The organism is Kluyvera sp. CRP, assembly GCF_019930565.1.
GTDB lineage: Bacteria > Pseudomonadota > Gammaproteobacteria > Enterobacterales > Enterobacteriaceae > Kluyvera > Kluyvera georgiana_A.
The window spans coordinates 1,361,255-1,382,210 of sequence record NZ_CP082841.1; the positions used below are offsets into that span (position 1 = coordinate 1,361,255).

At 55.3% G+C, this 20,956-nt stretch carries 18 protein-coding genes; 9 read left to right on the forward strand and 9 right to left on the reverse strand.

The features are described from left to right. Window positions 1-43: 43 nt before the first annotated feature. The 3 genes from xylH to xylF form a co-directional block, all read right to left on the reverse strand. The gene (gene xylH, locus K7B04_RS06355; protein WP_163446900.1) at window positions 44-1,225 is read right to left on the reverse strand and encodes a xylose ABC transporter permease XylH; all 1,182 of its coding nucleotides are present in this window, start codon (window positions 1,223-1,225) and stop codon (window positions 44-46) included. Next, window positions 1,203-2,744: a xylose ABC transporter ATP-binding protein gene (locus K7B04_RS06360; protein ID WP_167574836.1), complete on the reverse strand. Its 1,542-nt coding sequence runs from the start codon at window positions 2,742-2,744 to the stop codon at window positions 1,203-1,205. The genes xylH and K7B04_RS06360 overlap by 23 nt, the downstream gene beginning before the upstream one ends. An 83-nt stretch (window positions 2,745-2,827) precedes the next feature. After that, window positions 2,828-3,820: a D-xylose ABC transporter substrate-binding protein gene (xylF, locus tag K7B04_RS06365; RefSeq protein ID WP_065357200.1), complete on the reverse strand. Its 993-nt coding sequence runs from the start codon at window positions 3,818-3,820 to the stop codon at window positions 2,828-2,830. A gap of 359 nt (window positions 3,821-4,179) precedes the next feature. On the opposite strand from xylF, the gene xylA reads away from it, so the two are divergent. The 3 genes from xylA (at window position 4,180) to K7B04_RS06380 (ending at window position 7,529) form a co-directional block, all read left to right on the forward strand. Continuing rightward, window positions 4,180-5,502: a xylose isomerase gene (xylA, locus tag K7B04_RS06370; protein ID WP_163446896.1), complete on the forward strand. Its 1,323-nt coding sequence runs from the start codon at window positions 4,180-4,182 to the stop codon at window positions 5,500-5,502. Window positions 5,503-5,575: 73 nt separating this feature from the next. Further along, window positions 5,576-7,030 (forward strand): xylulokinase, encoded by a 1,455-nt coding sequence (xylB, locus tag K7B04_RS06375; RefSeq protein WP_163446894.1) that lies wholly within the window; start codon window positions 5,576-5,578, stop codon window positions 7,028-7,030. Window positions 7,031-7,193: 163 nt separating this feature from the next. Continuing rightward, window positions 7,194-7,529: a hypothetical protein gene (locus K7B04_RS06380; RefSeq protein WP_223803711.1), complete on the forward strand. Its 336-nt coding sequence runs from the start codon at window positions 7,194-7,196 to the stop codon at window positions 7,527-7,529. Here K7B04_RS06380 and K7B04_RS06385 read toward each other — a convergent pair. After that, on the reverse strand, window positions 7,522-8,517 hold the full coding sequence (locus K7B04_RS06385) for an acyltransferase (RefSeq protein ID WP_223803712.1): 996 nt from the start codon (window positions 8,515-8,517) through the stop codon (window positions 7,522-7,524). The genes K7B04_RS06380 and K7B04_RS06385 overlap by 8 nt on opposite strands. Window positions 8,518-8,687: 170 nt before the next feature. Between K7B04_RS06385 and K7B04_RS06390 the strand changes: the two genes are divergently transcribed. The 5 genes from K7B04_RS06390 (at window position 8,688) to K7B04_RS06410 (ending at window position 14,523) form a co-directional block, all read left to right on the forward strand. Next, window positions 8,688-8,993 (forward strand): YsaB family lipoprotein, encoded by a 306-nt coding sequence (locus tag K7B04_RS06390; protein ID WP_223803713.1) that lies wholly within the window; start codon window positions 8,688-8,690, stop codon window positions 8,991-8,993. Window positions 8,994-9,131: 138 nt separating this feature from the next. Further along, entirely contained in the window at window positions 9,132-10,043 is a 912-nt protein-coding gene (glyQ, locus tag K7B04_RS06395; protein ID WP_004106786.1) for a glycine--tRNA ligase subunit alpha, read from the forward strand. 9 nt (window positions 10,044-10,052) lie between these two features. Next, window positions 10,053-12,122, forward strand: a complete 2,070-nt coding sequence (gene glyS / locus K7B04_RS06400) for a glycine--tRNA ligase subunit beta (protein ID WP_223803714.1) — start codon at window positions 10,053-10,055, stop codon at window positions 12,120-12,122. Window positions 12,123-12,449: 327 nt separating this feature from the next. Then, window positions 12,450-12,602 (forward strand): type I toxin-antitoxin system toxin HokA, encoded by a 153-nt coding sequence (gene hokA, locus K7B04_RS06405; RefSeq protein ID WP_122983161.1) that lies wholly within the window; start codon window positions 12,450-12,452, stop codon window positions 12,600-12,602. A gap of 301 nt (window positions 12,603-12,903) precedes the next feature. Further along, window positions 12,904-14,523 carry an ABC-F family ATP-binding cassette domain-containing protein gene (locus K7B04_RS06410; protein ID WP_223803715.1) on the forward strand — a complete coding sequence of 540 codons (1,620 nt, stop codon included), beginning with the start codon at window positions 12,904-12,906 and terminating at the stop codon, window positions 14,521-14,523. Window positions 14,524-14,576: 53 nt separating this feature from the next. Here K7B04_RS06410 and cspA read toward each other — a convergent pair whose 3' ends face one another. Together cspA and K7B04_RS06420 are read right to left on the reverse strand one after the other, a co-directional pair. After that, complete coding sequence (gene cspA, locus K7B04_RS06415) at window positions 14,577-14,789, reverse strand: RNA chaperone/antiterminator CspA (protein ID WP_035893107.1); 213 nt, start codon at window positions 14,787-14,789, stop codon at window positions 14,577-14,579. A 341-nt stretch (window positions 14,790-15,130) separates the two neighbouring features. Then, a complete protein-coding gene (locus tag K7B04_RS06420; RefSeq protein WP_223803716.1) occupies window positions 15,131-16,504 on the reverse strand; it encodes an MFS transporter in 1,374 nt (457 codons plus the stop codon). 417 nt (window positions 16,505-16,921) lie between these two features. On the opposite strand from K7B04_RS06420, the gene K7B04_RS06425 reads away from it, so the two are divergent. After that, a complete protein-coding gene (locus K7B04_RS06425; protein WP_064541137.1) occupies window positions 16,922-17,632 on the forward strand; it encodes a DUF3053 domain-containing protein in 711 nt (236 codons plus the stop codon). A 38-nt stretch (window positions 17,633-17,670) separates the two neighbouring features. Here the strand turns inward: K7B04_RS06425 and ghrB are convergent, their stop codons facing one another. The 3 genes from ghrB to K7B04_RS06440 form a co-directional block, all read right to left on the reverse strand. Beyond that, the gene (ghrB, locus tag K7B04_RS06430; RefSeq protein ID WP_163446881.1) at window positions 17,671-18,645 is read right to left on the reverse strand and encodes a glyoxylate/hydroxypyruvate reductase GhrB; all 975 of its coding nucleotides are present in this window, start codon (window positions 18,643-18,645) and stop codon (window positions 17,671-17,673) included. A gap of 21 nt (window positions 18,646-18,666) precedes the next feature. Next, on the reverse strand, window positions 18,667-19,947 hold the full coding sequence (locus K7B04_RS06435) for an MFS transporter (protein ID WP_163446880.1): 1,281 nt from the start codon (window positions 19,945-19,947) through the stop codon (window positions 18,667-18,669). A 70-nt stretch (window positions 19,948-20,017) separates the two neighbouring features. Next, entirely contained in the window at window positions 20,018-20,956 is a 939-nt protein-coding gene (locus tag K7B04_RS06440) for a sugar kinase (protein WP_167574848.1), read from the reverse strand.

Genomic DNA, 20,956 nt, shown 5'->3' on the forward strand with positions numbered 1-20,956 from the left:
AGGTGTTGCCGGCTACTGATTCGGCAACACCACGGACAGGCAATTACGCACGCCGTTTGGTCGCTGAGTCCATCCATACGGCAAGCAATAAAATCGCACCTTTCACGATATATTGCCAGAAAGTGGGCACGTCCATCATGCTCATTCCGTTGTCGAGCGACGCCATAATAAATGCCCCCATCACTGCACCGGCAACGCTGCCCACGCCGCCCGCCAGGCTGGTTCCACCGATCACGCAGGCGGCGATGGCATCCAGCTCGGCGATGTTCCCCGCCGACGGTGAGCCAGCGCCAAGACGTGAGCTCAGAATCAGACCTGCAATGGCCACCATCAGACCATTAATGGCGAATACTGCCAGTTTGTTACGCTCAACGTTAATACCGGAGAGGCGTGCGGCTTCAATGTTGCCGCCGATGGCGTAGATACGGCGACCAAAGGCGGTGCGGGTAGCCATAAACATGCCGCCGAGCAGCAGCAGCGTCAGCAGCAGCACCGGTGTCGGGACGCCGCGATAATCATTCAACAGCCAGATAGCCCCCAGTACGATCACTGCCGTCAGAGCCTGACGACCCACCACGCCGGTGGAGGCAGGCGTTGACAGCCCCATCGACTGGCGGCGCACTCTGCCACGCCATTGCCAGGCGATGAACGCCATCAGCCCGACGGCGCCAAAGGTAAAACCGATGCCGTCTGGTAGATAGCTCTGACCAATTTGCGACATCGCTGCGCTGGTGGGCGACACGGTGGTGCCGTTGGTGATGCCAATCAAGATGCCACGAAACGCCAGCATCCCGGCGAGGGTGACGATAAAGGAGGGCACCTTACGATAGGCCACCCACCATCCGTTCCATGCGCCAAGTACCAGCCCCATCGCCAGCGTCACGATAATGGTGAGCGGTAGCGGCCAGCCGAGCCAGACGTCGAAAATCGCCGCCGCTCCCCCCAACAGACCCATCATCGAGCCGACGGAAAGGTCTATTTCAGCCGAGATAATCACAAATACCATACCCACAGCCAGGATGCCGGTAATGGCGGTCTGGCGCAGCAGGTTGGAGACGTTACGCGCGCTCAGGTAAGCGCCATCGGTGGTCCAGGTGAAAAACAGCATGATCACAATAATGGCCGCGATCATGACGAAAACCTGTAAGTTCAGGGATTTTAGCCGCAGCGCCGGGGATGTCGCTGGGGCGGCCAGTTTCATTTCAGACGGATTGTTTTTCGACATGGCGTTCGCTCCTTAAGGCGGCTTCCATCACATTTTCCTGAGTCAGGTTATGGTTCACCAGGTTAGCTTTGAGTTTCCCTTCGTGCATGACCAGCACCCGGTCGCTGAGCCCCAGCACTTCCGGTAGCTCCGACGAGATAACGATGACGGCAATGCCTTGCTGCACCAGTTGATTGATAAGCTTGTAGATTTCATATTTCGCGCCGATGTCGATGCCGCGCGTGGGTTCATCAAGAATCAGGATGCGTGGGTTTAATAACAGACAGCGGGCCAGTATCGCCTTCTGCTGGTTGCCGCCGCTCAGGCGCCCAATGGCCAGCTCTGGCGAAGAGGTTTTCACCTTCAGCCGTTGTATTGATTGCAGGATACACTGCTGTTCTTTGGCATCGTCGAGGCTGCTCAATGCTCCGCTGAAGTTGTTGAGCGCGGCCAGCGTGATATTCTTGCCTACCGCCATGACCGGCACGATGCCGTCTTTTTTGCGGTCTTCCGGCACCATCGCAATGCCGTGGCCGATCGCCTGCTGGCAGTTACGGATATCAACCTGCTTACCGTCGATAAAAACACGCCCCTCCCAGCGGCCCCGCCAGACGCCAAACAGACACTGTACCGCCTCGGTGCGACCTGCGCCGACTAACCCGGCAATGCCGAGGATCTCGCCGCGTTTGAGGCTGAAGGAAATATCGTTTACCCGTTTAATATGACGGTTAACCGGATGCCATGCGGTCAGGTGTTCGACGCGCAGGATCTCCTCGCCCGCGGTATGCGGTTCGCTGGGGTAGAGCGCCGTCAGCTCGCGGCCAACCATCATGGTGATGATGTCGTCTTCCGTCATGTTGCTGGCGTCGCGGGTGCCGATATGCTGACCGTCGCGGATCACGCAGATTGTGTCAGATATGGCTTTGACTTCATTCAGCTTGTGCGAAATATAGATACAGGCGATGCCATGGTTTTGTAGATCGCGGATGATATCCAGCAGGACGGCAGTCTCCTGCTCGGTCAGCGAAGCGGTGGGTTCATCGAGGATCAGCAGGCGTACCTGTTTGTTGAGCGCTTTGGCTATTTCGACCAACTGCTGCTGTCCAAGGCCCAAATCACCGACGCGGGTATCGGGCGAAATCGCGAGATTGACCTGCGCCAGCAGCTTTTCGCAGCGCAGAGTCATGGTGTCGTAATCGAGCACGCCATGGCGGCTGATTTCCGCACCAAGAAAAATATTTTCCAGCACGGTCAGATGTTTAACCAGCGCCAGTTCCTGGTGAATAATGGCAATACCTTTACGTTCGGTGTCGCGAATGTGCGTCGGCTGTAGCGTCTCGCCGGCGAAAATAATCTCCCCGTCATAGCTACCATGCGGATAAATACCGCAAAGTACCTTCATTAAGGTCGATTTGCCGGAGCCATTTTCGCCACACAGCGAAACAACTTCGCCTGGGTTTAATCTCAGGCTGACATTATCGATAGCCTTAACCACCCCGAAGGTTTTGGTAATGCTCTTCATTTCAAGTAAATACGACATAAGTACTTGTGCTCCACGTAAGCCTGGCTACCGGATATATCCGGTGGCTACGCTGCCCCGGCCTGATGGCCGGGGCATACTATTCAGAGTTCACTCTTTTTATGGAAACCGTCTTTCACAACGGTATCGTCAATGTTGGTTTTATTGACTTCGATAGGGGTTAACAGGCGCGACGGAACATCTTTCAGCCCGTTATTGAGCGTGGCATCCGATTTGGGCTGCTGACCATTACCTAACTCGACGGCAATCTCAGCGGCACTGTTCGCCAGCAGGGTAATGGGTTTATACACGGTCATGGTCTGGGTGCCATTGAGGATACGTTTCACCCCCGCCAGGTCCGCATCCTGGCCGGAAATGGCCACCTTACCCGCCAGGCCTTGCGCGCTTAACGCCTGAATTGCGCCGCCTGCCGTCGCATCGTTAGACGCGACAACCGCGTCAATTTTGTTGTTATTGGCGGTGAGGGCATTTTCCATAATCTTGAGGGCGTTTTCCGGCAGCCAACCGTCAACCCATTGATCGCCGACGACTTTAATTTTGCCATCATCAATATATGGTTTTAATACTTTCATCTGACCGGCGCGGAACAGCTTGGCATTATTATCAACCGGCGAGCCGCCCATCAGGAAATAATTCCCCTGGGGCACCTGGTTGACCAGGCTCTGTGCCTGCATTTCGCCGACTTTTTCGTTATCGAAGGAAATATAAAAATCGATATCAGCATTATTTATCATACGATCATAAGCTAATACTTTAATGCCTTCCTGTTTCGCTTCTTTAATGACGTTGCTAAGTACCTGGCCGTTATAAGGAATAATAACAAGGACGTCTACGCCACGGTTGATCATATTTTCGATCTGCGACATTTGCGTTTCTTCATTGCCGTTGGCTGACTGCACAAAAACCTGTGCGCCAAGCTGCTCGGCTTTGTTAACAAAAATATCGCGGTCTTTTTGCCAGCGTTCGAGGCGCAGGTCATCAATGGCCATACCGATCTTAACTTCTTTGGCGCTGCTCGCCATGCTGGTGAGCAGCAATGAGGCGCAGAGAGTGAGGCAAAGGTTCTTTATCTTCATAATCGTAATGCCTTTTGTAGGGATAAGGTGATGAGATTGGCGATAAAAGAAACAGAGATGACTTAACTCGCAGCAATTTTTTAACATGGAGGCGGCGGCTGGCAATTACAGATTTTTATCTTCCTATTACGATATTTCGTTTAATTGCTGATTTATGACCGCGATCTGATTTTCAAAATAGAGACTGAAAAAATTGCGTACATGAAATGAGGTTGATTCCATTTTATTTTGCGAGCTAGCGCACATTTGTGGATTCTCTTAATAGCAGTGTGAAATAACGTAATTGAGCGACCGCCATTCAGAATTCACTATGACCAGACGAATTATTCCTCGCCGCCTGTCAGATTATGGAGTTCATTATGCAAGCATATTTCGACCAACTGGATCGCGTTCGTTTCGAAGGCCCAAAAACCGAAAACCCGCTGGCGTTCCGCCACTACAACCCGGACGAACTGGTGCTGGGCAAACGTATGGAAGATCACCTGCGCTTCGCCGCCTGCTACTGGCATACCTTCTGCTGGAACGGCGCGGACATGTTTGGTGTCGGCTCCTTTAATCGTCCATGGCAGCAACCTGGCGAAGCCATCGAGCTTGCAAAACGCAAGGCAGATGTCGCTTTTGAATTCTTCCACAAGCTGAACGTGCCTTACTACTGCTTCCATGACGTGGACGTCTCCCCGGAAGGCGCGAGCCTGAAAGAATATCTGAACAACTTTGCGCAGATGGTCGATGTGCTGGCGGAGAAACAGCAGCAGAGCGGCGTGAAGCTGCTGTGGGGCACCGCGAACTGCTTTACCAACCCGCGCTACGGCGCAGGCGCGGCGACGAACCCGGATCCGGAAGTGTTTAGCTGGGCGGCGACGCAGGTGTTCACCGCGATGAACGCAACGCATAAACTGGGCGGCGAAAACTACGTGCTGTGGGGCGGCCGTGAAGGCTATGAAACCCTGCTGAATACCGACCTGCGTCAGGAGCGCGAGCAGATTGGTCGCTTTATGCAGATGGTTGTTGAGCACAAACACAAAATCGGCTTCCAGGGTACGCTGTTGATTGAGCCAAAACCGCAGGAACCGACCAAGCACCAGTACGATTACGATGCGTCAACCGTGTATGGCTTCCTGAAACAGTTCGGTCTGGAGAAAGAGATCAAGCTGAACATCGAAGCGAACCACGCCACGCTGGCGGGCCACTCGTTCCATCACGAAATCGCCACCGCTATCGCGCTGGGCCTGTTTGGCTCTGTCGATGCCAACCGCGGCGACCCGCAGCTGGGCTGGGATACCGACCAGTTCCCGAACAGCGTGGAAGAAAACGCGCTGGTGATGTATGAAATTCTGAAAGCGGGTGGATTCACCACCGGCGGTCTGAACTTCGACGCCAAAGTCCGTCGTCAGAGCACCGACAAATATGACCTGTTCTATGGCCATATTGGCGCGATGGATACCATGGCGCTGTCGCTGAAAGTCGCGGCACGCATGATTGAAGGCGGCGAGCTGGATAAACGCGTCGCGAAACGCTATGCCGGCTGGAACGGCGAGCTGGGTCAGCAGATTCTCAAAGGGCAAATGTCGCTGCAGGATCTGGCGAAATATGCTGAGCAGAATCAGCTGGCGCCGCAGCACCAGAGTGGGCATCAGGAGCTGCTGGAAGGGCTGGTCAATCACTACCTGTTCGACAAGTAATTCCGGTTAATGCCGTACACCATGCCCGGGGCGCAAGCTTCCGGGCATCGTACCACCTAAAGGAGCAGTTGCGATGTATATCGGCATAGATCTAGGCACGTCTGGCGTTAAGGCAATTCTGCTTGATGAGCAGGGTGCCGTGTTGGCCTCGCAAACGGAAAAACTGACGGTTTCCCGTCCTCATCCACTGTGGTCTGAGCAGGATCCGGAGCACTGGTGGCAGGCGACGGATCGCGCAATGAAAGGGCTTGGTCAGCAGCATAGCCTGCAAGGGGTGAAAGCCCTCGGGATTGCCGGGCAGATGCACGGCGCGACGCTGCTGGATAAGCAACAGCGCGTATTGCGCCCGGCGATTTTGTGGAACGATGGCCGCTGCGCGCAGGAGTGCCAACTGCTGGAAGAGCAGGTAAAAGCCTCACGTAAAATTACCGGCAACCTGATGATGCCTGGCTTCACCGCGCCGAAGCTGCTGTGGGTTCAGCGTCACGAAGCGGAGATTTTCCGCCAGGTAGATAAAGTGCTGCTGCCGAAAGATTATCTGCGTCTGCGTATGACCGGCGATTTCGCCAGCGATATGTCGGATGCGGCGGGTACGATGTGGATGGACGTGGCGAAGCGAGACTGGAGCGATGAGATGCTCGCTGCTTGCCAATTAACCCGCGATAACATGCCCGCACTGTTTGAAGGCTGCGACGTGACCGGGCACTTGCTGGCGTCAGTCGCCAGTGCGTGGAATATGCCTGCTGTGCCGGTAGTGGCTGGCGGTGGCGATAATGCGGCTGGGGCCGTGGGCGTCGGTATGGCGGATGCGGGCCAGGCGATGCTTTCATTAGGGACTTCAGGCGTTTACTTCGCGGTTAGTGAAGGTTTCCTGAGTAAACCGGAAAGCGCGGTGCACAGTTTCTGCCATGCGCTGCCAGGTCGCTGGCACCTGATGTCGGTGATGCTTAGTGCCGCATCTTGTCTGGACTGGGCGGCGAAGTTAACCGGTCTGGGGACAGTTCCCGCGCTGATTGCGGCGGCGGAAAAGGCCGATGTTAACGCAGGGCCGGTGTGGTTCCTGCCCTATCTCTCCGGCGAGCGTACGCCGCACAATAACCCGCAGGCAAAGGGCGTGTTCTTCGGGCTAACCCATCAACATGGTCCGGCCGAGCTGGCTCGTGCGGTGCTGGAGGGCGTAGGCTTTGCGCTGGCTGACGGCATGGATGTGGTACACGCCTGCGGCGTGGAGCCGAAAAGGATTACGCTCATCGGCGGTGGCGCGCGTAGCGCCTGGTGGCGGCAAATGCTGGCGGATATTTGCGGCAAGCAACTGGATTATCGCACCGGTGGCGACGTCGGTCCGGCGCTGGGTGCAGCGCGTCTGGCACAGCTGGCCATCCATAAAGATCGTCCTTATGCTGACCTTCTGCCGCAGCTGGCGCTGGAGCAGGAACATCACCCGGACACTGAACGCGTTGCGCATTATGCGCCGCAGCGCGAGACGTTCCGCCAGATTTATCAGCATCTGCTGCCATTAATGTCCTGATCGTGCTCCCCTCCCGCGCCATTTCGGCGCGGGTGTTTCCCTTCGATTTCCACTGGCCGCGCCTCTTTATATATTCCGAAACTAGCGCTTTTGCTGTGTTGCTCTGATGTTAAAAATAAATCAGCAGTGATAATGGTGGTGCTATGGATAAAGGAGCTACGTTATGGAAAACATCATCACATTGCCGCGTCTGGCCCTAAGCATGGGGATACTGCTATATCTGTTATGCATCTGGCTGGGCTGTCCGCAGTTAGAAGATAAAGCCTATTTTCTGGCGATGCTGGTTATGGGCGTTTTTGCTATTGCGGCCCATCGCCAGGCGGCGGATGCCCGGTTTGCCGGCTTGTGTCGTTTGGTGTTGCTGCTGGCATCTGGTCTACTGCTGGTTGGCGTCTGGAATATGCCGCTGGCGTTGACCTATGAATGCCTCGTCGTGGCGGCATGGTTTGCCTGTATGTACGGCGCGGCGCTGTGGCCGTCGCGGGCATGCGCTAGCTGACCAGCTTACGCTTATCCACGCGCTGGAGCGCGATGGAGAGTAAGAGGCTGCCCGTCAGGGTGATCGCAAACACCCATAGAATATCCAGCGCGGGCCAGTTTTTGAGATCGATATTCCAGCTGCGCAGAAGGTAAATGATAAAGGCGTGAAACCCATAGATGCCCAGAGAATGGCGAGAAATGAAGCCTAATCCCGGCAGAACACGTTGATTGAGCGTGTTTTTAATCACAATGAATAGTGATGTCGCACAGAGAAACACCATGGGACCGCAGTAGACGTACCAGGTGTCGCCAAAGTTACCGCGCCATTGCAACTCATGCAGCGTGCCGCGTGAAATAATGCCGACTCCGGCGGCAAACAGCAGGCCGCAGATCCACGTCAGCCCCTTGCGGCTGGTCTCCATCATGCCAAGCGCTCGGCCAAGCAGGCCATAAAGCACGTAGTAAAAGGTATCGCCGTTGATGTACAGGTTCACCGGCAGCCAGGTTGCGCCGTCGGTTTTGAGTGGCGGCGTGTTTGGGTTCGCGACAATACCGATGACTACCATCAGCGCTAACAGCATTTTGCCGCTGACGGCTTTGACCTCAATCAGCGGTGAAACCAGATAAATCACCATGATGGCGAAGAAAAACCACAGATGGTAGAAAACCGGCTTTTGCAGCAGGTTCTTCAGCGATGTCTCAAGGTTGATATGGGTAAAGGCGGCAATGAAGAGTAGCGCGAGCGCGCTGTAGAACACCAGGCAGAGCGCAATGCGCAGGAAATGTCGCGGCTGTGCGCTGCGCGGGCCAAAAAACAGGTAGCCGGAGATCATAAAAAACAGCGGTACGCTAACGCGCGAGGCAGAGTTCAGAACGTTAGCCAGATTCCAGCTGAGCGGGCTGATGTCGTGTGGGTGAGTCACAAACCAGGTCGTGGTATGGATCATTACCACCATCAGGCAGGCAATACCGCGTAAGTTATCAATCCAGCTAATTTTTTCTTGCATCAGATGCCCTAATCTCCGCTATAAATATATTCAGACCACACTGCCGCAGCCGCTATTTCACTGGATAATTCTGAGTTTTGCACTCTGTGCTTGTGGAGTTTTGGTGAGATTCGCACAATGCGGAAGTGTGAAAGGGTACAGCCTAAAATAACAGCCCGGTAAGATAAATAATGATGATGAAGTCTCTCTCTGCTTTGTTGGTGCTAATTCTGCTGGCGGGATGCTCGTCGGCTGAACCGCCGGTGGCGCAAAAAACGCAAAGCGCGAAAATCAATCCAGCGCGCTCGCTGAGCATGGAGCAGCTCTGCAAAGACAACGCGGCGGCACGTTATAATACGGCGGCGCAAAAGATAGACGTGACTGGATTTGAACGTTTCCAGGGCAGCTATGAGCTGCGTGGCTATACGGCACGTAATGAGAGTTTTGTCTGTTCATTCGACTCGGACGGCGGCTTTTTACACCTCTCAATGCGTTAAAACAGGCCTGGTAGCAGCAAAATCCGGCCTGTTTTTCCCAATTTTCCCTAAACAACCCCGTTTCATACTGTATATCTCGCAGCCAGCGGGTATACTGACTCCTTCCTTTAAATCCACACGTATCCAGCACGAAATCATATGCAAAAGTTTGATACCAGGACCTTCCAGGGCCTGATCCTGACCTTACAGGATTACTGGGCTCGTCAGGGCTGCACCATTGTTCAACCACTGGACATGGAAGTTGGCGCGGGCACCTCTCACCCCATGACCTGCCTGCGTGCGTTGGGGCCAGAACCGATGGCAACTGCCTACGTGCAGCCGTCCCGTCGTCCAACCGATGGCCGCTATGGCGAAAACCCGAACCGCTTACAGCACTACTACCAGTTCCAGGTGGTGATTAAGCCGTCTCCGGAAAATATTCAGGAGCTGTACCTCGGATCGCTGAAAGAGCTGGGTATGGATCCGACCATCCACGACATTCGCTTCGTGGAAGACAACTGGGAAAACCCGACGCTGGGTGCCTGGGGTCTGGGTTGGGAAGTGTGGCTGAACGGCATGGAAGTGACGCAGTTCACCTACTTCCAGCAGGTCGGCGGCCTGGAGTGTAAGCCGGTGACCGGTGAAATCACCTACGGTCTGGAACGCCTGGCCATGTACATTCAGGGCGTAGACAGCGTTTACGATCTGGTCTGGAGCGATGGCCCGCTGGGTAAAACTACCTATGGCGACGTGTTCCATCAGAACGAAGTGGAGCAATCCACCTATAACTTCGAATACGCCGACGTCGACTTCCTGTTCTCCTGCTTTGAGCAGTATGAGAAAGAAGCCCAGCAGCTGCTGGCGCTGGAAAACCCGCTGCCGCTCCCTGCCTACGAGCGTATTCTGAAGGCTGCCCATAGCTTTAACCTGCTGGATGCGCGTAAAGCCATCTCCGTCACCGAGCGTCAGCGCTATATCCTGCGCATTCGCACCCTGACCAAAGCAGTGGCAGAAGCTTACTACGCTTCCCGTGAAGCCCTTGGCTTCCCGATGTGCAACAAGAATAAATAAGAGGCGGCCATGTCTGAGAATACTTTTCTGGTGGAAATCGGCACTGAAGAGCTGCCACCGAAAGCACTGCGCAACCTGGCGGAATCTTTTGCGGCAAACGTGACCGCAGAGCTGGATAACGCTGGCCTCGCGCACGGTAAAGTTGAATGGTTTGCTGCGCCGCGCCGTCTGGCGCTGAAAGTGGCAAATCTGGCGGCTGCGCAAGCGGATCGCGAAGTCGAAAAACGCGGTCCGGCAATTGCCCAGGCGTTCGACGCCGAAGGTAAACCGAGCAAAGCGGCTGAAGGTTGGGCGCGCGGCTGCGGTATCACCGTCGATCAGGCCGAGCGTCTGACCACTGACAAAGGCGAATGGCTGCTGTATCGCGCACACGTTAAAGGTGAAAGCACCGAAGCGCTGCTGCCGAACATGATTGCCAACTCACTGGCTAAGCTGCCCATTCCTAAGCTGATGCGCTGGGGCGCAAATGACGTACACTTCGTGCGTCCGGTGCACACCGTGACCCTGCTGCTGGGCGATAAAGTGATTCCGGCGACTATCCTGGGCATTCAGTCCGATCGCGTTATTCGCGGCCACCGCTTTATGGGCGAGCCTGAGTTCACTATCGACAATGCTGACCAGTATCCGCAAATTCTGCTGGAACGCGGTAAGGTGATGGCTGATTACGAGGCGCGTAAAGCCAAAATCAAAGCGGACGCGGAAGAAGCGGCTCGTAAGATTGGCGGTGTTGCTGACCTGAGTGAAAGCCTGCTGGAAGAAGTCACCTCGCTGGTGGAATGGCCGGTGGTGCTGACGGCGAAGTTTGAAGAGAAATTCCTCGCGGTACCGGCGGAAGCGCTGGTGTACACCATGAAGGGCGACCAGAAGTATTTCCCGGTTTACGACAACGCGGGCAAGCTGCTGCCAAACTTCATCTTCGTCGCGAACATCGAATCGAAAGATCCGACCCAGATTATCTCCGGTAACGAGAAGGTCGTTCGTCCGCGTCTGGCGGATGCCGAGTTCTTCTTCAATACCGACCGTAAAAAGCGTCTGGAAGATAACCTGCCGCGTCTGCAAACCGTGCTGTTCCAGCAACAGCTGGGCACTCTGCGCGACAAGACTGACCGCATTCAGGCGCTGGCAGGCTGGATTGCCGGCCAGATTGGCGCTGACGTGAACCACGCCACTCGTGCGGGCCTGCTGTCTAAGTGTGACCTGATGACCAACATGGTCTTCGAGTTCACCGACACTCAGGGCGTGATGGGGATGCACTACGCGCGTCACGATGGTGAAGCGGAAGATGTAGCTGTGGCGCTTAACGAGCAGTATCAGCCGCGATTTGCCGGTGATGACCTGCCGTCTAACCCGGTAGCCTGCGCGCTGGCGATCGCCGATAAGATGGACACCCTCGCGGGTATCTTCGGTATCGGCCAGCATCCGAAAGGCGACAAAGACCCGTTTGCGCTGCGTCGTGCCGCGCTGGGCGTGCTGCGTATCATCGTTGAGAAGAACCTCAATCTGGATCTGCAGACCCTCACCGAAGAAGCGGTGCGTCTGTATGGCGACAAGCTGACCAACGGCAAAGTTGTTGATGATGTTATCGACTTCATGCTCGGCCGCTTCCGCGCCTGGTATCAGGATCAGGGCTACACCGTCGACACCATTCAGGCCGTGCTGGCGCGTCGTCCGACTCGTCCGGCAGACTTTGATGCGCGTATGAAGGCGGTGTCTCACTTCCGCACTTTAGAGGCTGCATCAGCGCTGGCAGCAGCCAACAAACGTGTATCCAACATCCTGGCGAAGTCCGACGAGACGCTGAACGAGCGCGTGAACGCTGCGACGTTGAAAGAGCCGGAAGAGATTGCGCTGGCGATGCAGGTTGTGGTGCTGCGCGATAAGCTGGAGCCGGTCTTCGCCGCAGGGCGTTACCAGGAAGCGCTGGTAGAGCTGGCGGAACTGCGTGAGCCGGTTGATGCCTTCTTTGAGAAAGTGATGGTAAACGTCGAGGATAAAGACCTGCGTATTAACCGTCTCTCTATGCTCGAAAAACTGCGCGAACTGTTCCTGCGTGTAGCGGATATTTCGCTGCTCCAGTAACACGAAAGCGTTAAATAAAAACCTGCCAGATGGCAGGTTTTTTTATATCTATTTTTTTATTATGTGAACCATTAATAATTGTCTGGGCTATATTAAATATTGTTGCATTGATAAGTGAGAAAAATTTTAGGAATACATCAAAATAAGTCTGTGCTTATTTTAAGGTAGAATGCCGGTGGGTGCTTGAGACTGTTTGTCTCAGGTATTCATCGAAAGGCAAACAGAGAAAAGCCCCACCTGACTCTAAATCAGAATGAGGCCGCCTCTATGCCTGAACACCATAAGGGTAGCCTCTTACTTGTTGAAAATCAATACAGGGGGCGAGGGATGCCGCAAAAATCTATGTTGTATAGTTTAATAGTGATATGTCTCACTATTCTATTATTTACCTGGATGGTTCGTGATTCATTATGTGAATTGCATATTAAGCAAGGCCATACTGAATTAGCGGCATCTTTAGCCTGTGATATTAAACAGTAAGGGCTTATGGCGGGGATTATCCCCGCCATTCTGACGGTGTGATGCATTCTCAATGCACCCGATTAGATTGAGCTAAATAATATAAAAGCCTCCTGCATGCGGGAGGCTTTTTCTTTACGTATCGCATGCTGAATAAAAAATAGTCTTGAAATCCACCGGGCAATACGTTTATCCTTTGCCGCGACGAATCCCTCGTCTCACTGAGGCACACTGAAAATGGACAAACACACCTGCTGAATTCGAATCCTTGCCGGGCACACGCCACGGGCAGGGGAGTTATTGATTTCACTCAGGAGTGCTTATGGCCCATTGTGCGCAATCCCCTTCTTTTATTTTGCATCAAGTCACCTGTCAGTTTGCGACGGGCGATACTCTTTTTGGCCCGCTGAATCTGTCGCTGGAGCGGTCGCGGTGCGGCTTGGTCGGGCGTAACGGCGTGGGTAAAACCCGTTTACTGCGCCTGCTAGCGGGTAAAGATCTCCCTTCTGAGGGACATATTGAGTCACTCTCTTCATGGGCATATGTGGCGCAGCAACATGCCATAACCGCTGAGACGACGCTGTCTATGCTGCTCGGCTATGACATGCACTTTGCCGCGTTGCAACGTATGGCGAGCGGCAACGGGCAGGCCGAAGATGTTGAGCTACTCGATGGCTATTGGGATCTGCCCGAACGCCTGAACACCGCGTTTCAGGCGGCGGGGCTGGGCGGCTTTGACCCGATGCGTCCTGCGATTTCGCTAAGCGGCGGCGAACGGGTGAAAGCGCTGCTCTGCGCGGCGTTTACCTCGGGTGCGGACTATTTACTCCTCGATGAACCGACCAACCACCTCGATCGCTCCGGGCGCGAGTGGTTTTACCGCCAGCTTGATGAGTGGCGAGGCGGTGCGCTTATCGCCAGCCACGATCGCGAACTTCTGGCACGAATGCCGCGTATCCTTGAACTGACGGCTTCGGCTCTACGCAGCTACGGCGGCAACTATGCGGATTATCAGCAGCAGCGTGATACTGAACAGGCGGCGGCGAGTGCGGCGCTGGATCATGCCCGAACCGAACGCCGTCGCGTTCTGGCGCGTTTGCAAAAGGAGCATGATGATTGCCAGCGGCGTTCGGCGAAAACCCTGCGTACCGTAGATAGCCTGAATATCGCTTCTTTTGAACGCGTAAAGTACAAAGGCGCGGCACGCGAGAGGCCTGGCACGTTGCTCAATCAGCATCGGCAGCAACATGTGGCGCTTAATGATGCGGTGACACAGGCGCGAGAGCGTGTGGAAGACGACGCTCCGGTCATGTTTACCCTACCCGGAAGCCAGGTGGCGGCGGGCAAGCAGGTGTTGGTGCTGGAGTCGTTGCAATTGGCTCATTCGTCGACGCCGCCTCTCAACTGGCGGCTGGACGGCCCGATGCGTGTGGCGCTTCGCGGCCCCAACGGTTGTGGAAAAACGACGTTGCTGAAAACGCTAATGGGACTGGCGCCACCGCTGAGCGGGTGTTGTCAGCTATCGGTGAATACGGCCTGGCTGGATCAACATCTTACCCAACTGGATCTTTCACTCTCCGTCATGGCGCATCTGCGGGCGGGAGAAACGCCATTGGAGGAGGGCGCGTTGCGGACCCGGCTGGCACAGCTTCAACTGGGCGCTGATAAGGTTAATCTGCCGCTGGCGGCGCTGAGCGGCGGCGAACGCTTAAAGGCGGCGCTGGCTTGTGTGTTGTGGCGTCGGGCATCGACGCAGCTTTTGCTGTTGGATGAGCCCACCAACCATCTCGATCTGGCATCGGTGCAGGCGATTGAGGCGGCGTTAGCGGGGTTTCCCGGCGCGATGATTGTGGCGTCGCACGATGAGGCGTTTTTACAGGGGTTGCGGCTGACACACAGCCTGACGTGGCAAGAGAGCGGCTGGATTTTTACGGCGTTATAAATAAAAAAATCCCCGCCATAAGGCAGGGATTTATAATTCTTAGCGGCGTGAACTTACAGAGAAGTTACGTTGCCAGCTGCCGGGCCTTTAGCGCCGTTTTCGATGGTGAAGGAAACTTTCTGACCTTCGTCCAGAGATTTGTAGCCATCGTTCTGGATAGCAGAGAAGTGTACGAACACGTCTTTAGAACCATCGTCAGGAGTGATGAAGCCGAAACCTTTGTCAGCGTTGAACCATTTTACGATACCAGTCATTTTACCGGACATAGAAATTACCTTTAAAAATTAAGTGAGCCTTACGGCGATATGGCATGCTTTACAGAATTTAAAGCGTAAAGGAAATGTCGCTACGAGGGGTACCAATGGATAACCTTGAAGGGAACTGCTTTACTCAACTGCTTTGTGGTCTGTATGTCAAACCGTGGAGGCATTAACGCATACTTCAGGTCTTAAAAGCAAACGTTATCTGCCCATATTTTTCAACGGACCGGGAACATTCGGCGATCAAAATCACGCTAATATACTGATAAATAGGTAGACTTAGGCTTAGATGGGCGTTTGTAAAAAAGCGTCATGAAACCCCGGCAGACTGGCTGCCGGGGTAAAAATTAGACTTTTTGCGCCGACTCCGGCAGCGATGCCGGGCCACTGGCACCTTGATTCTGCTGACGTTTACTGGCCACGTGTTTGATCATCAGCGCAATCGCGGACAGCACAGCCGGGATAGCCAGCAGAGCGAAAATGGTTTTAAAGGACAGTTCGGCCTGCATCAGGAATGCGCCGCTGAAAGCGCCAAGAATCCCCCCGAAGCGACCCAGCCCCAGCATCCAGGCGACGCCGGTGGCGCGCCCCTGCGTTGGGTAGAATCCAGCGGCCAGCGCGGGCATTGAAGACTGCGCGCCGTTCATGATGGTGCCGGCGATAAACACCATCACGCCCATCAGCACCAGGCTGCTGGTTGAGAAACCTACCAGGCAGACAAAGACGCCGGTCAGCAGATATCCTACTGCCACCACCTTATTCGGGTTAATTTTGTCCATCAGCGCGCCCAGTACCAGCACGCCAATACCGCCACCCAGTGGGAACAGAGCGGTAATCACCGAAGCCTGGCTCAGGGTCGCGCCGGTTTCGCGGATGAGAAGCGGCAGCCAACTGGTCAGCAGATAGAAAATCAGCAGCCCCATGAAGTAGGTCAGGCACAGCATGATGGTGCCCACAAGGTAGCGTGGGGAGAAAATCACGCCCAGCGCGGATTGTTCCTTCACCTGGCCGGCCTCCTGCAACACAAAGTGGGTGTTGTCAGGTAACGGCGCGATACGCCGCAAAATACGGGCTATCTGTTGTTGAGGCTGATTTTTTACCGCCAGATAACGCGCGGACTCCGGCAGCAAGAAGATGAGCGCTACAGCCAGCGCCAGCGGCATCACGCCACCGAGAATCAGCACGCTCTGCCAGCCATAGTGTGGGATCAGCCATGCGGAGATAAAACCGCCCATTGAGGAGCCAATCGGGAAGCCGACGAACATCAGGTTGACCAGCAGCGCGCGGCGGCGCTCCGGTGCGTATTCGCTCATCAGTGTGGCGGCGTTAGGCATTGCAGCCCCCAGCCCCAGGCCGGTTAAGAAACGCAGGGCGGTCAGTTGCGTCAGCGAGGTGGCGAACGCGGTAATCAAACTGAAGCCGCCAAAGACCAGAATGGACAGGACCAGCACTTTTTTACGGCCGATACGGTCAGCCATTGGGCCTGCGGTTAATGCGCCCACGGCGAGACCAACCAGCGCGGCGCTCATTACAGGGCCGAGATCGGACTTCTGCACGCCCCATTCTTGTACCAGGTCAGAGGCAATAAAGCCGATAATGGCGGTATCAAATCCATCCATAGCGACGGTCACAAAGCACAGCACCAGTATCATCCACTGGTACTTTGAGAAAGGATGGCGGTTGATAAAAGCCTGAATATCCGTTGTTGTCTGTGTTGTCATGCGGTAATTCCTGCTAAGCGTTGTCAGAGAGCGGGTTTATCCTCTTGTCTCTCTCACGGGTAATGAGGTGTTTGGGCGATTATCGAACGTATTGTCGTTAATCGTTCATTTAATCAAATCACTTACCCGGCCTTCCCACAACGTGCCGCCCGGCGGAAGTGTGCGATTATCGTTCCCTGTGCCCACGAGGAAACGCTGATTTAACTAAAAGTTATAGAATATCAATATATTAGAGTGCTTTTTCTTATCTGATTTCATTGCCATAAATGTGATGAATGCAACAGCTTATTAACATTTCTACCGAACGACAGGGGAACGCATGAAAAAGGTATCTTGCGGCGCGGCTCTGGACTATCCTTGTCACCGTCAGGCACGCGTGTGCCGGTTTGCGCTTTTTTTGGCTGAAGGAGTAAGAAAATGGCGACAGGAAAGTCCTGCTCTCGCTGGTTTGCGCCTGTTGCGGCGTTGTTGATGGTTGTTAGCCTGAGTGGGTGTTTTGATAAGGAAGGCGATCAGCGTAAAGCATTCGTCGATTTCCTGCAGAATACAGTAATGCGTGGCGGTGAACGCCTGCCAACGCTGACCGCTGACCAGAAAAAACAATTCGGTCCGTTTGTGTCCGACTACGCCGTCATTTATGGCTATTCACAGCAGGTGAGTCAGGCGATGGACGCGGGTCTGCGTCCAGTTGTTGATAGCGTGAACGCTATTCGCGTACCGCAGGATTACATGACCCAGCGTGAGCCGCTGCGTCAGGCAAATGGTTCGCTGGGCGTACTGAGCCAGCAGCTGCAAAACGCCAAAATGCAGGCTGATGCCGCGCACGCTGCGCTGAAGCAGGCGGACGATCTGAAGCCGGTCTTCGATCAGGTTTATAGCAAAGTGGTTACCGCCCCGTCGCAGGCGCTGGAGCCGCTGATCCCTGCCGCGCAGGTCTTCACTCAGCAGTTGGTGCAGGTTGGCGACTTTGTTGCTCAGCAGGGCACGCAGGTGAGCTTCGTGGCAAACGGTATTCAGTTCCCGACGTCACAGCAGGCAAGCCAGTATAACGCGCTGATTGGCCCGCTTGCGGCACAGCACCAGGCCTTTAGCCAGGCGTGGACGGCGGCAGTGAACGCCACTAAATAAGCATAATGACAGCCCGGCACCCGCCGGGCTGTGTCGTTTTATCCCGCAACCTGCGGGTTCACGCAGTTCTTCTCTACCTTCCCTTGCAGCGCATCAATCAGGTTATCGACCGCGCAGGCCGCCATGTTGTAGCGGGTTTCGTGCGTTGCGGAGCCAATATGCGGCAGGGCGACGACGTTGGGCATCTTCAACAGCGGGGAGCTGGCCGGCAGCGGTTCCTGCTCGAAGACGTCCAGCCCTGCGGCGTGGATATCGCCGTTACGCAGCGCGGAGATCAGCGCTTTCTCATCAACCACTGGGCCACGGCCCGCGTTGATAAAGATGGCGGAGGACTTCATGCGGGCAAACTGCTCGGCGCCGAACAGATGGTATGTTTCATCGGTCAGCGGCAGGATCAGGCAGACAAAATCGGCTTCATCCAGCAGCGTGTTGAGGTCGCAGTAGCGAGCGTTGAAACGCTCCTCTGCTTGCTCATGGCGACGGCGTGCGTTGTAGAGAATCGGCATATTGAAGCCGAAATGGGCACGCTGTGCCAGCGCCATCCCGATGCGGCCCATGCCGACAATCCCCAGCGTCTTATGGTGTACATCGATACCAAACCAGTCCGGCCCGATGCTCTTCGTCCACTCACCGCCCTTCACCCGCTCGGCCACTTCGACCACTCGACGGGCGGAGCTGAGTACCAGCGCCATCACCGTGTCGGCGACCGTTTCGGTCAGTACCGTCGGCGTGTGCATCAGCAGTACGCGACGGGCGTTGAGCGCCTCGACGTCAAAATTATCGTAGCCCACGGAGATGGTGGACGTCGCGCGAAGCTTCGGCATCTTCTCCAGCAGGGCGGTATTGACGGTTTCGCTTGAGCCCAGCAGACCTTCCGCGTTGGCGAATGCCTGAGCGTGTTGCGCCACCGTCTCCGGGCGTAGGTTAGGTACCTGGGTAACGGAAAAATGTTCTTCCAGGCGACGTAGCAAATCGTCAGGTAACGCTTTGTAGAGAATAATGGACGGCTTCATGCGAATCTCCGTGAGTTAAATTTAAGCGTGGCGTGCGCCAACGGGTAGCGATTGATTATGAGCAGGCTTAACAATCAAAGTTAGCCATACTGAGGCAAAAAGCGCTATCCCCATAAAAATGTAAGATGCCGACGGGCTGCCGGTAGCGCCGTTGAGATAGCCGACGAACCAAGAGCCGAAGAATGAACCCAGTGCGCCCATGCTGTTAATCAGCGCCATTGCACCGCCTGCGACGTTGCGCGGCAGCATCTCAGGAATGATGGCGAAGAACGGGCCGTACGGGGCGTACATTGCGGCACCGGCAATCACCAGCAGAATATAAGAAAGCCAGAAGTGATCGGCGCCGACGGCCCAGGAGCCGATAAAGGCAAAACCGGCAAGCAGCAGCAGCGGCCAGACGAACAGGCGGCGGTTCTGCAATTTATCAGAGGCCCAGGACACCACGATCATCGCCACCGTAGCGGCCAGATACGGCACGGAAGAGAGCCAGCCCACTTCGACCATCCCTAAGTTCGCGCCGCCGCTGCGGATGATGGATGGCAGCCACAGTACGAAACCGTAGACCCCGATGCTCCAGGCAAAATACTGCATGCACAGCAGAATCACATTCCGTGAACGGAAAGCTTCGCCGTAGTTGCGAACGGCCTTAATTCCCTGCTGTTCGCGTTCCAGCTGCGCCTGAAGCGCGGCTTTTTCCGATTCGTTCAACCAGCCGACCTGTGATGGCTTATCTTTTACCAGCACCCACCAACAGAAGGCCCAGATGACCGCCGGGAAGCCTTCGATAATAAACATCTCGCGCCAGCCGAGCGCCTGAATCAGATAGCCAGAAACCACCGACATCCACAGTACCGTGACCGGGTTGCCAAGGATGAGAAACGTGTTGGCACGTGAGCGTTCCGACTTCGTAAACCAGTTGCTGATGTAAATCAGCATGGCAGGCATGACGGCGGCCTCGACGACGCCGAGAATAAAGCGAATTGCCGCCAGCGCCGGAATATTGGTGACCATCCCGGTCAGTGAGGCACAGACGCCCCACAGCACCAGGCAGGTAAAGATCAGCTTACGTACGCTGCGGCGTTCGGCGTAGATGGCGCCGGGAATCTGGAAGAAGAAATAGCCGAGGAAGAACAGGGCGCCCAGCAGGGAGGAGATCCCTTTGGTAATGCCCAGATCTTCGGTGATCCCGGCGGCGGAGGCGAAACTAAAGTTCGCGCGGTCAAGGTACGCCAGGCTGTACGTGATAAACACGATCGGCATGATGTACCACCAACGTTTTGCTGCGTTTGTTGAGCTGTTCATAGGCCTGCCTCTATTGTCGCTTCGCCGCCGCTGTATGTAGGGTACAGGGTGGCACTATCGTAACGTGACGTTATTCGCCTAACGCTTCACGCGTGGGTAAACCTTCACTGTCGCCCTGAACCTGAATGGCCAGCGCGCCAATTTTATTGCCTCGGGTGACGGCCTGATGCAGCGAGCGGCCTTCCAGCAGCGCGCTGATGACGCCGACGGCAAAACCGTCCCCGGCACCGACGGTGTCGACCACGTTATCCACTTTTACCGGGGCAACGTTGCCTTGTTCACCGGAGGCTGTTTTGTACCAGGCGCCGTCAGCGCCCGTTTTCAGCACCACCGCTTTCACCCCCTGATTGAGATAGAAATCGGCGATGCCTTCCGGCGTCTGCTGTCCGGTTAAAATCATGCCTTCTTTCAAACCGGGTAAAACCCAGTCAGCCTGGAACGCAAGCTGGTTGAGTTTCTCCACCATTTCCGCTTCGCTTTTCCACAGCACCGGACGCAGGTTCGGGTCGAAGGAGAGGGTTTTGCCCTGCGCTTTCATCGTGCGGGCCGTGTGGTCCAGCAGCGCATAAGAGCTGGCGGAGAGCGCCGCCGCCACGCCGCTTAAGTGCAGGTGGCGGGCGCTGGCGAAGTATTCATCGTGATAATCGGCAACGGAGAGATGGCTGGCAGCGGAGCCTTTGCGGAAGTACTCCACAATGGGATCGGTTCCATTTTCGACTTTAGATTTTAACTGAAAGCCGGTTGCATGCTGCGGGTCGATGGTGACGCCGCAAGCATCAATACCTTCTTTTTTCAGCGAGTTAAGGACAAAGCGTCCAAAGCTATCGTTGCCCACGCGACTGACCCAACCCACCTTCAGCCCCAGGCGCGCCAGACCGGTGGCCACGTTCAGCTCCGCTCCCGCCACGCGCTTGATAAAATGCTCCACGTCGGCCACGTCGCCGGTTTGCGTCGCCACAAACATCGCCATCGCTTCGCCGATGGTGATGACATCCAGGGAATGTTTCAT

Bases quoted from the DNA above. Each gene is read 5' to 3' on its own strand.
- xylB (WP_163446894.1), top strand. From the start codon at position 5,576: ATGTATATCGGCATAGATCTAGGCACGTCTGGCGTTAAGGCAATTCTG.
- K7B04_RS06390 (WP_223803713.1), top strand. From the start codon at position 8,688: ATGATGATGAAGTCTCTCTCTGCTTTGTTGGTGCTAATTCTGCTGGCG.
- xylH (WP_163446900.1), bottom strand. From the start codon at position 1,225: ATGTCGAAAAACAATCCGTCTGAAATGAAACTGGCCGCCCCAGCGACA.
- xylF (WP_065357200.1), bottom strand. From the start codon at position 3,820: ATGAAGATAAAGAACCTTTGCCTCACTCTCTGCGCCTCATTGCTGCTC.
- glyQ (WP_004106786.1), top strand. From the start codon at position 9,132: ATGCAAAAGTTTGATACCAGGACCTTCCAGGGCCTGATCCTGACCTTA.
- K7B04_RS06425 (WP_064541137.1), top strand. From the start codon at position 16,922: ATGGCGACAGGAAAGTCCTGCTCTCGCTGGTTTGCGCCTGTTGCGGCG.
- K7B04_RS06440 (WP_167574848.1), bottom strand. From the start codon at position 20,956: ATGAAACATTCCCTGGATGTCATCACCATCGGCGAAGCGATGGCGATG.
- K7B04_RS06385 (WP_223803712.1), bottom strand. From the start codon at position 8,517: ATGCAAGAAAAAATTAGCTGGATTGATAACTTACGCGGTATTGCCTGC.
- hokA (WP_122983161.1), top strand. From the start codon at position 12,450: ATGCCGCAAAAATCTATGTTGTATAGTTTAATAGTGATATGTCTCACT.
- K7B04_RS06420 (WP_223803716.1), bottom strand. From the start codon at position 16,504: ATGACAACACAGACAACAACGGATATTCAGGCTTTTATCAACCGCCAT.
- glyS (WP_223803714.1), top strand. From the start codon at position 10,053: ATGTCTGAGAATACTTTTCTGGTGGAAATCGGCACTGAAGAGCTGCCA.
- K7B04_RS06380 (WP_223803711.1), top strand. From the start codon at position 7,194: ATGGAAAACATCATCACATTGCCGCGTCTGGCCCTAAGCATGGGGATA.
- xylA (WP_163446896.1), top strand. From the start codon at position 4,180: ATGCAAGCATATTTCGACCAACTGGATCGCGTTCGTTTCGAAGGCCCA.
- K7B04_RS06435 (WP_163446880.1), bottom strand. From the start codon at position 19,947: ATGAACAGCTCAACAAACGCAGCAAAACGTTGGTGGTACATCATGCCG.
- ghrB (WP_163446881.1), bottom strand. From the start codon at position 18,645: ATGAAGCCGTCCATTATTCTCTACAAAGCGTTACCTGACGATTTGCTA.
- K7B04_RS06410 (WP_223803715.1), top strand. From the start codon at position 12,904: ATGGCCCATTGTGCGCAATCCCCTTCTTTTATTTTGCATCAAGTCACC.
- cspA (WP_035893107.1), bottom strand. From the start codon at position 14,789: ATGTCCGGTAAAATGACTGGTATCGTAAAATGGTTCAACGCTGACAAA.
- K7B04_RS06360 (WP_167574836.1), bottom strand. From the start codon at position 2,744: ATGTCGTATTTACTTGAAATGAAGAGCATTACCAAAACCTTCGGGGTG.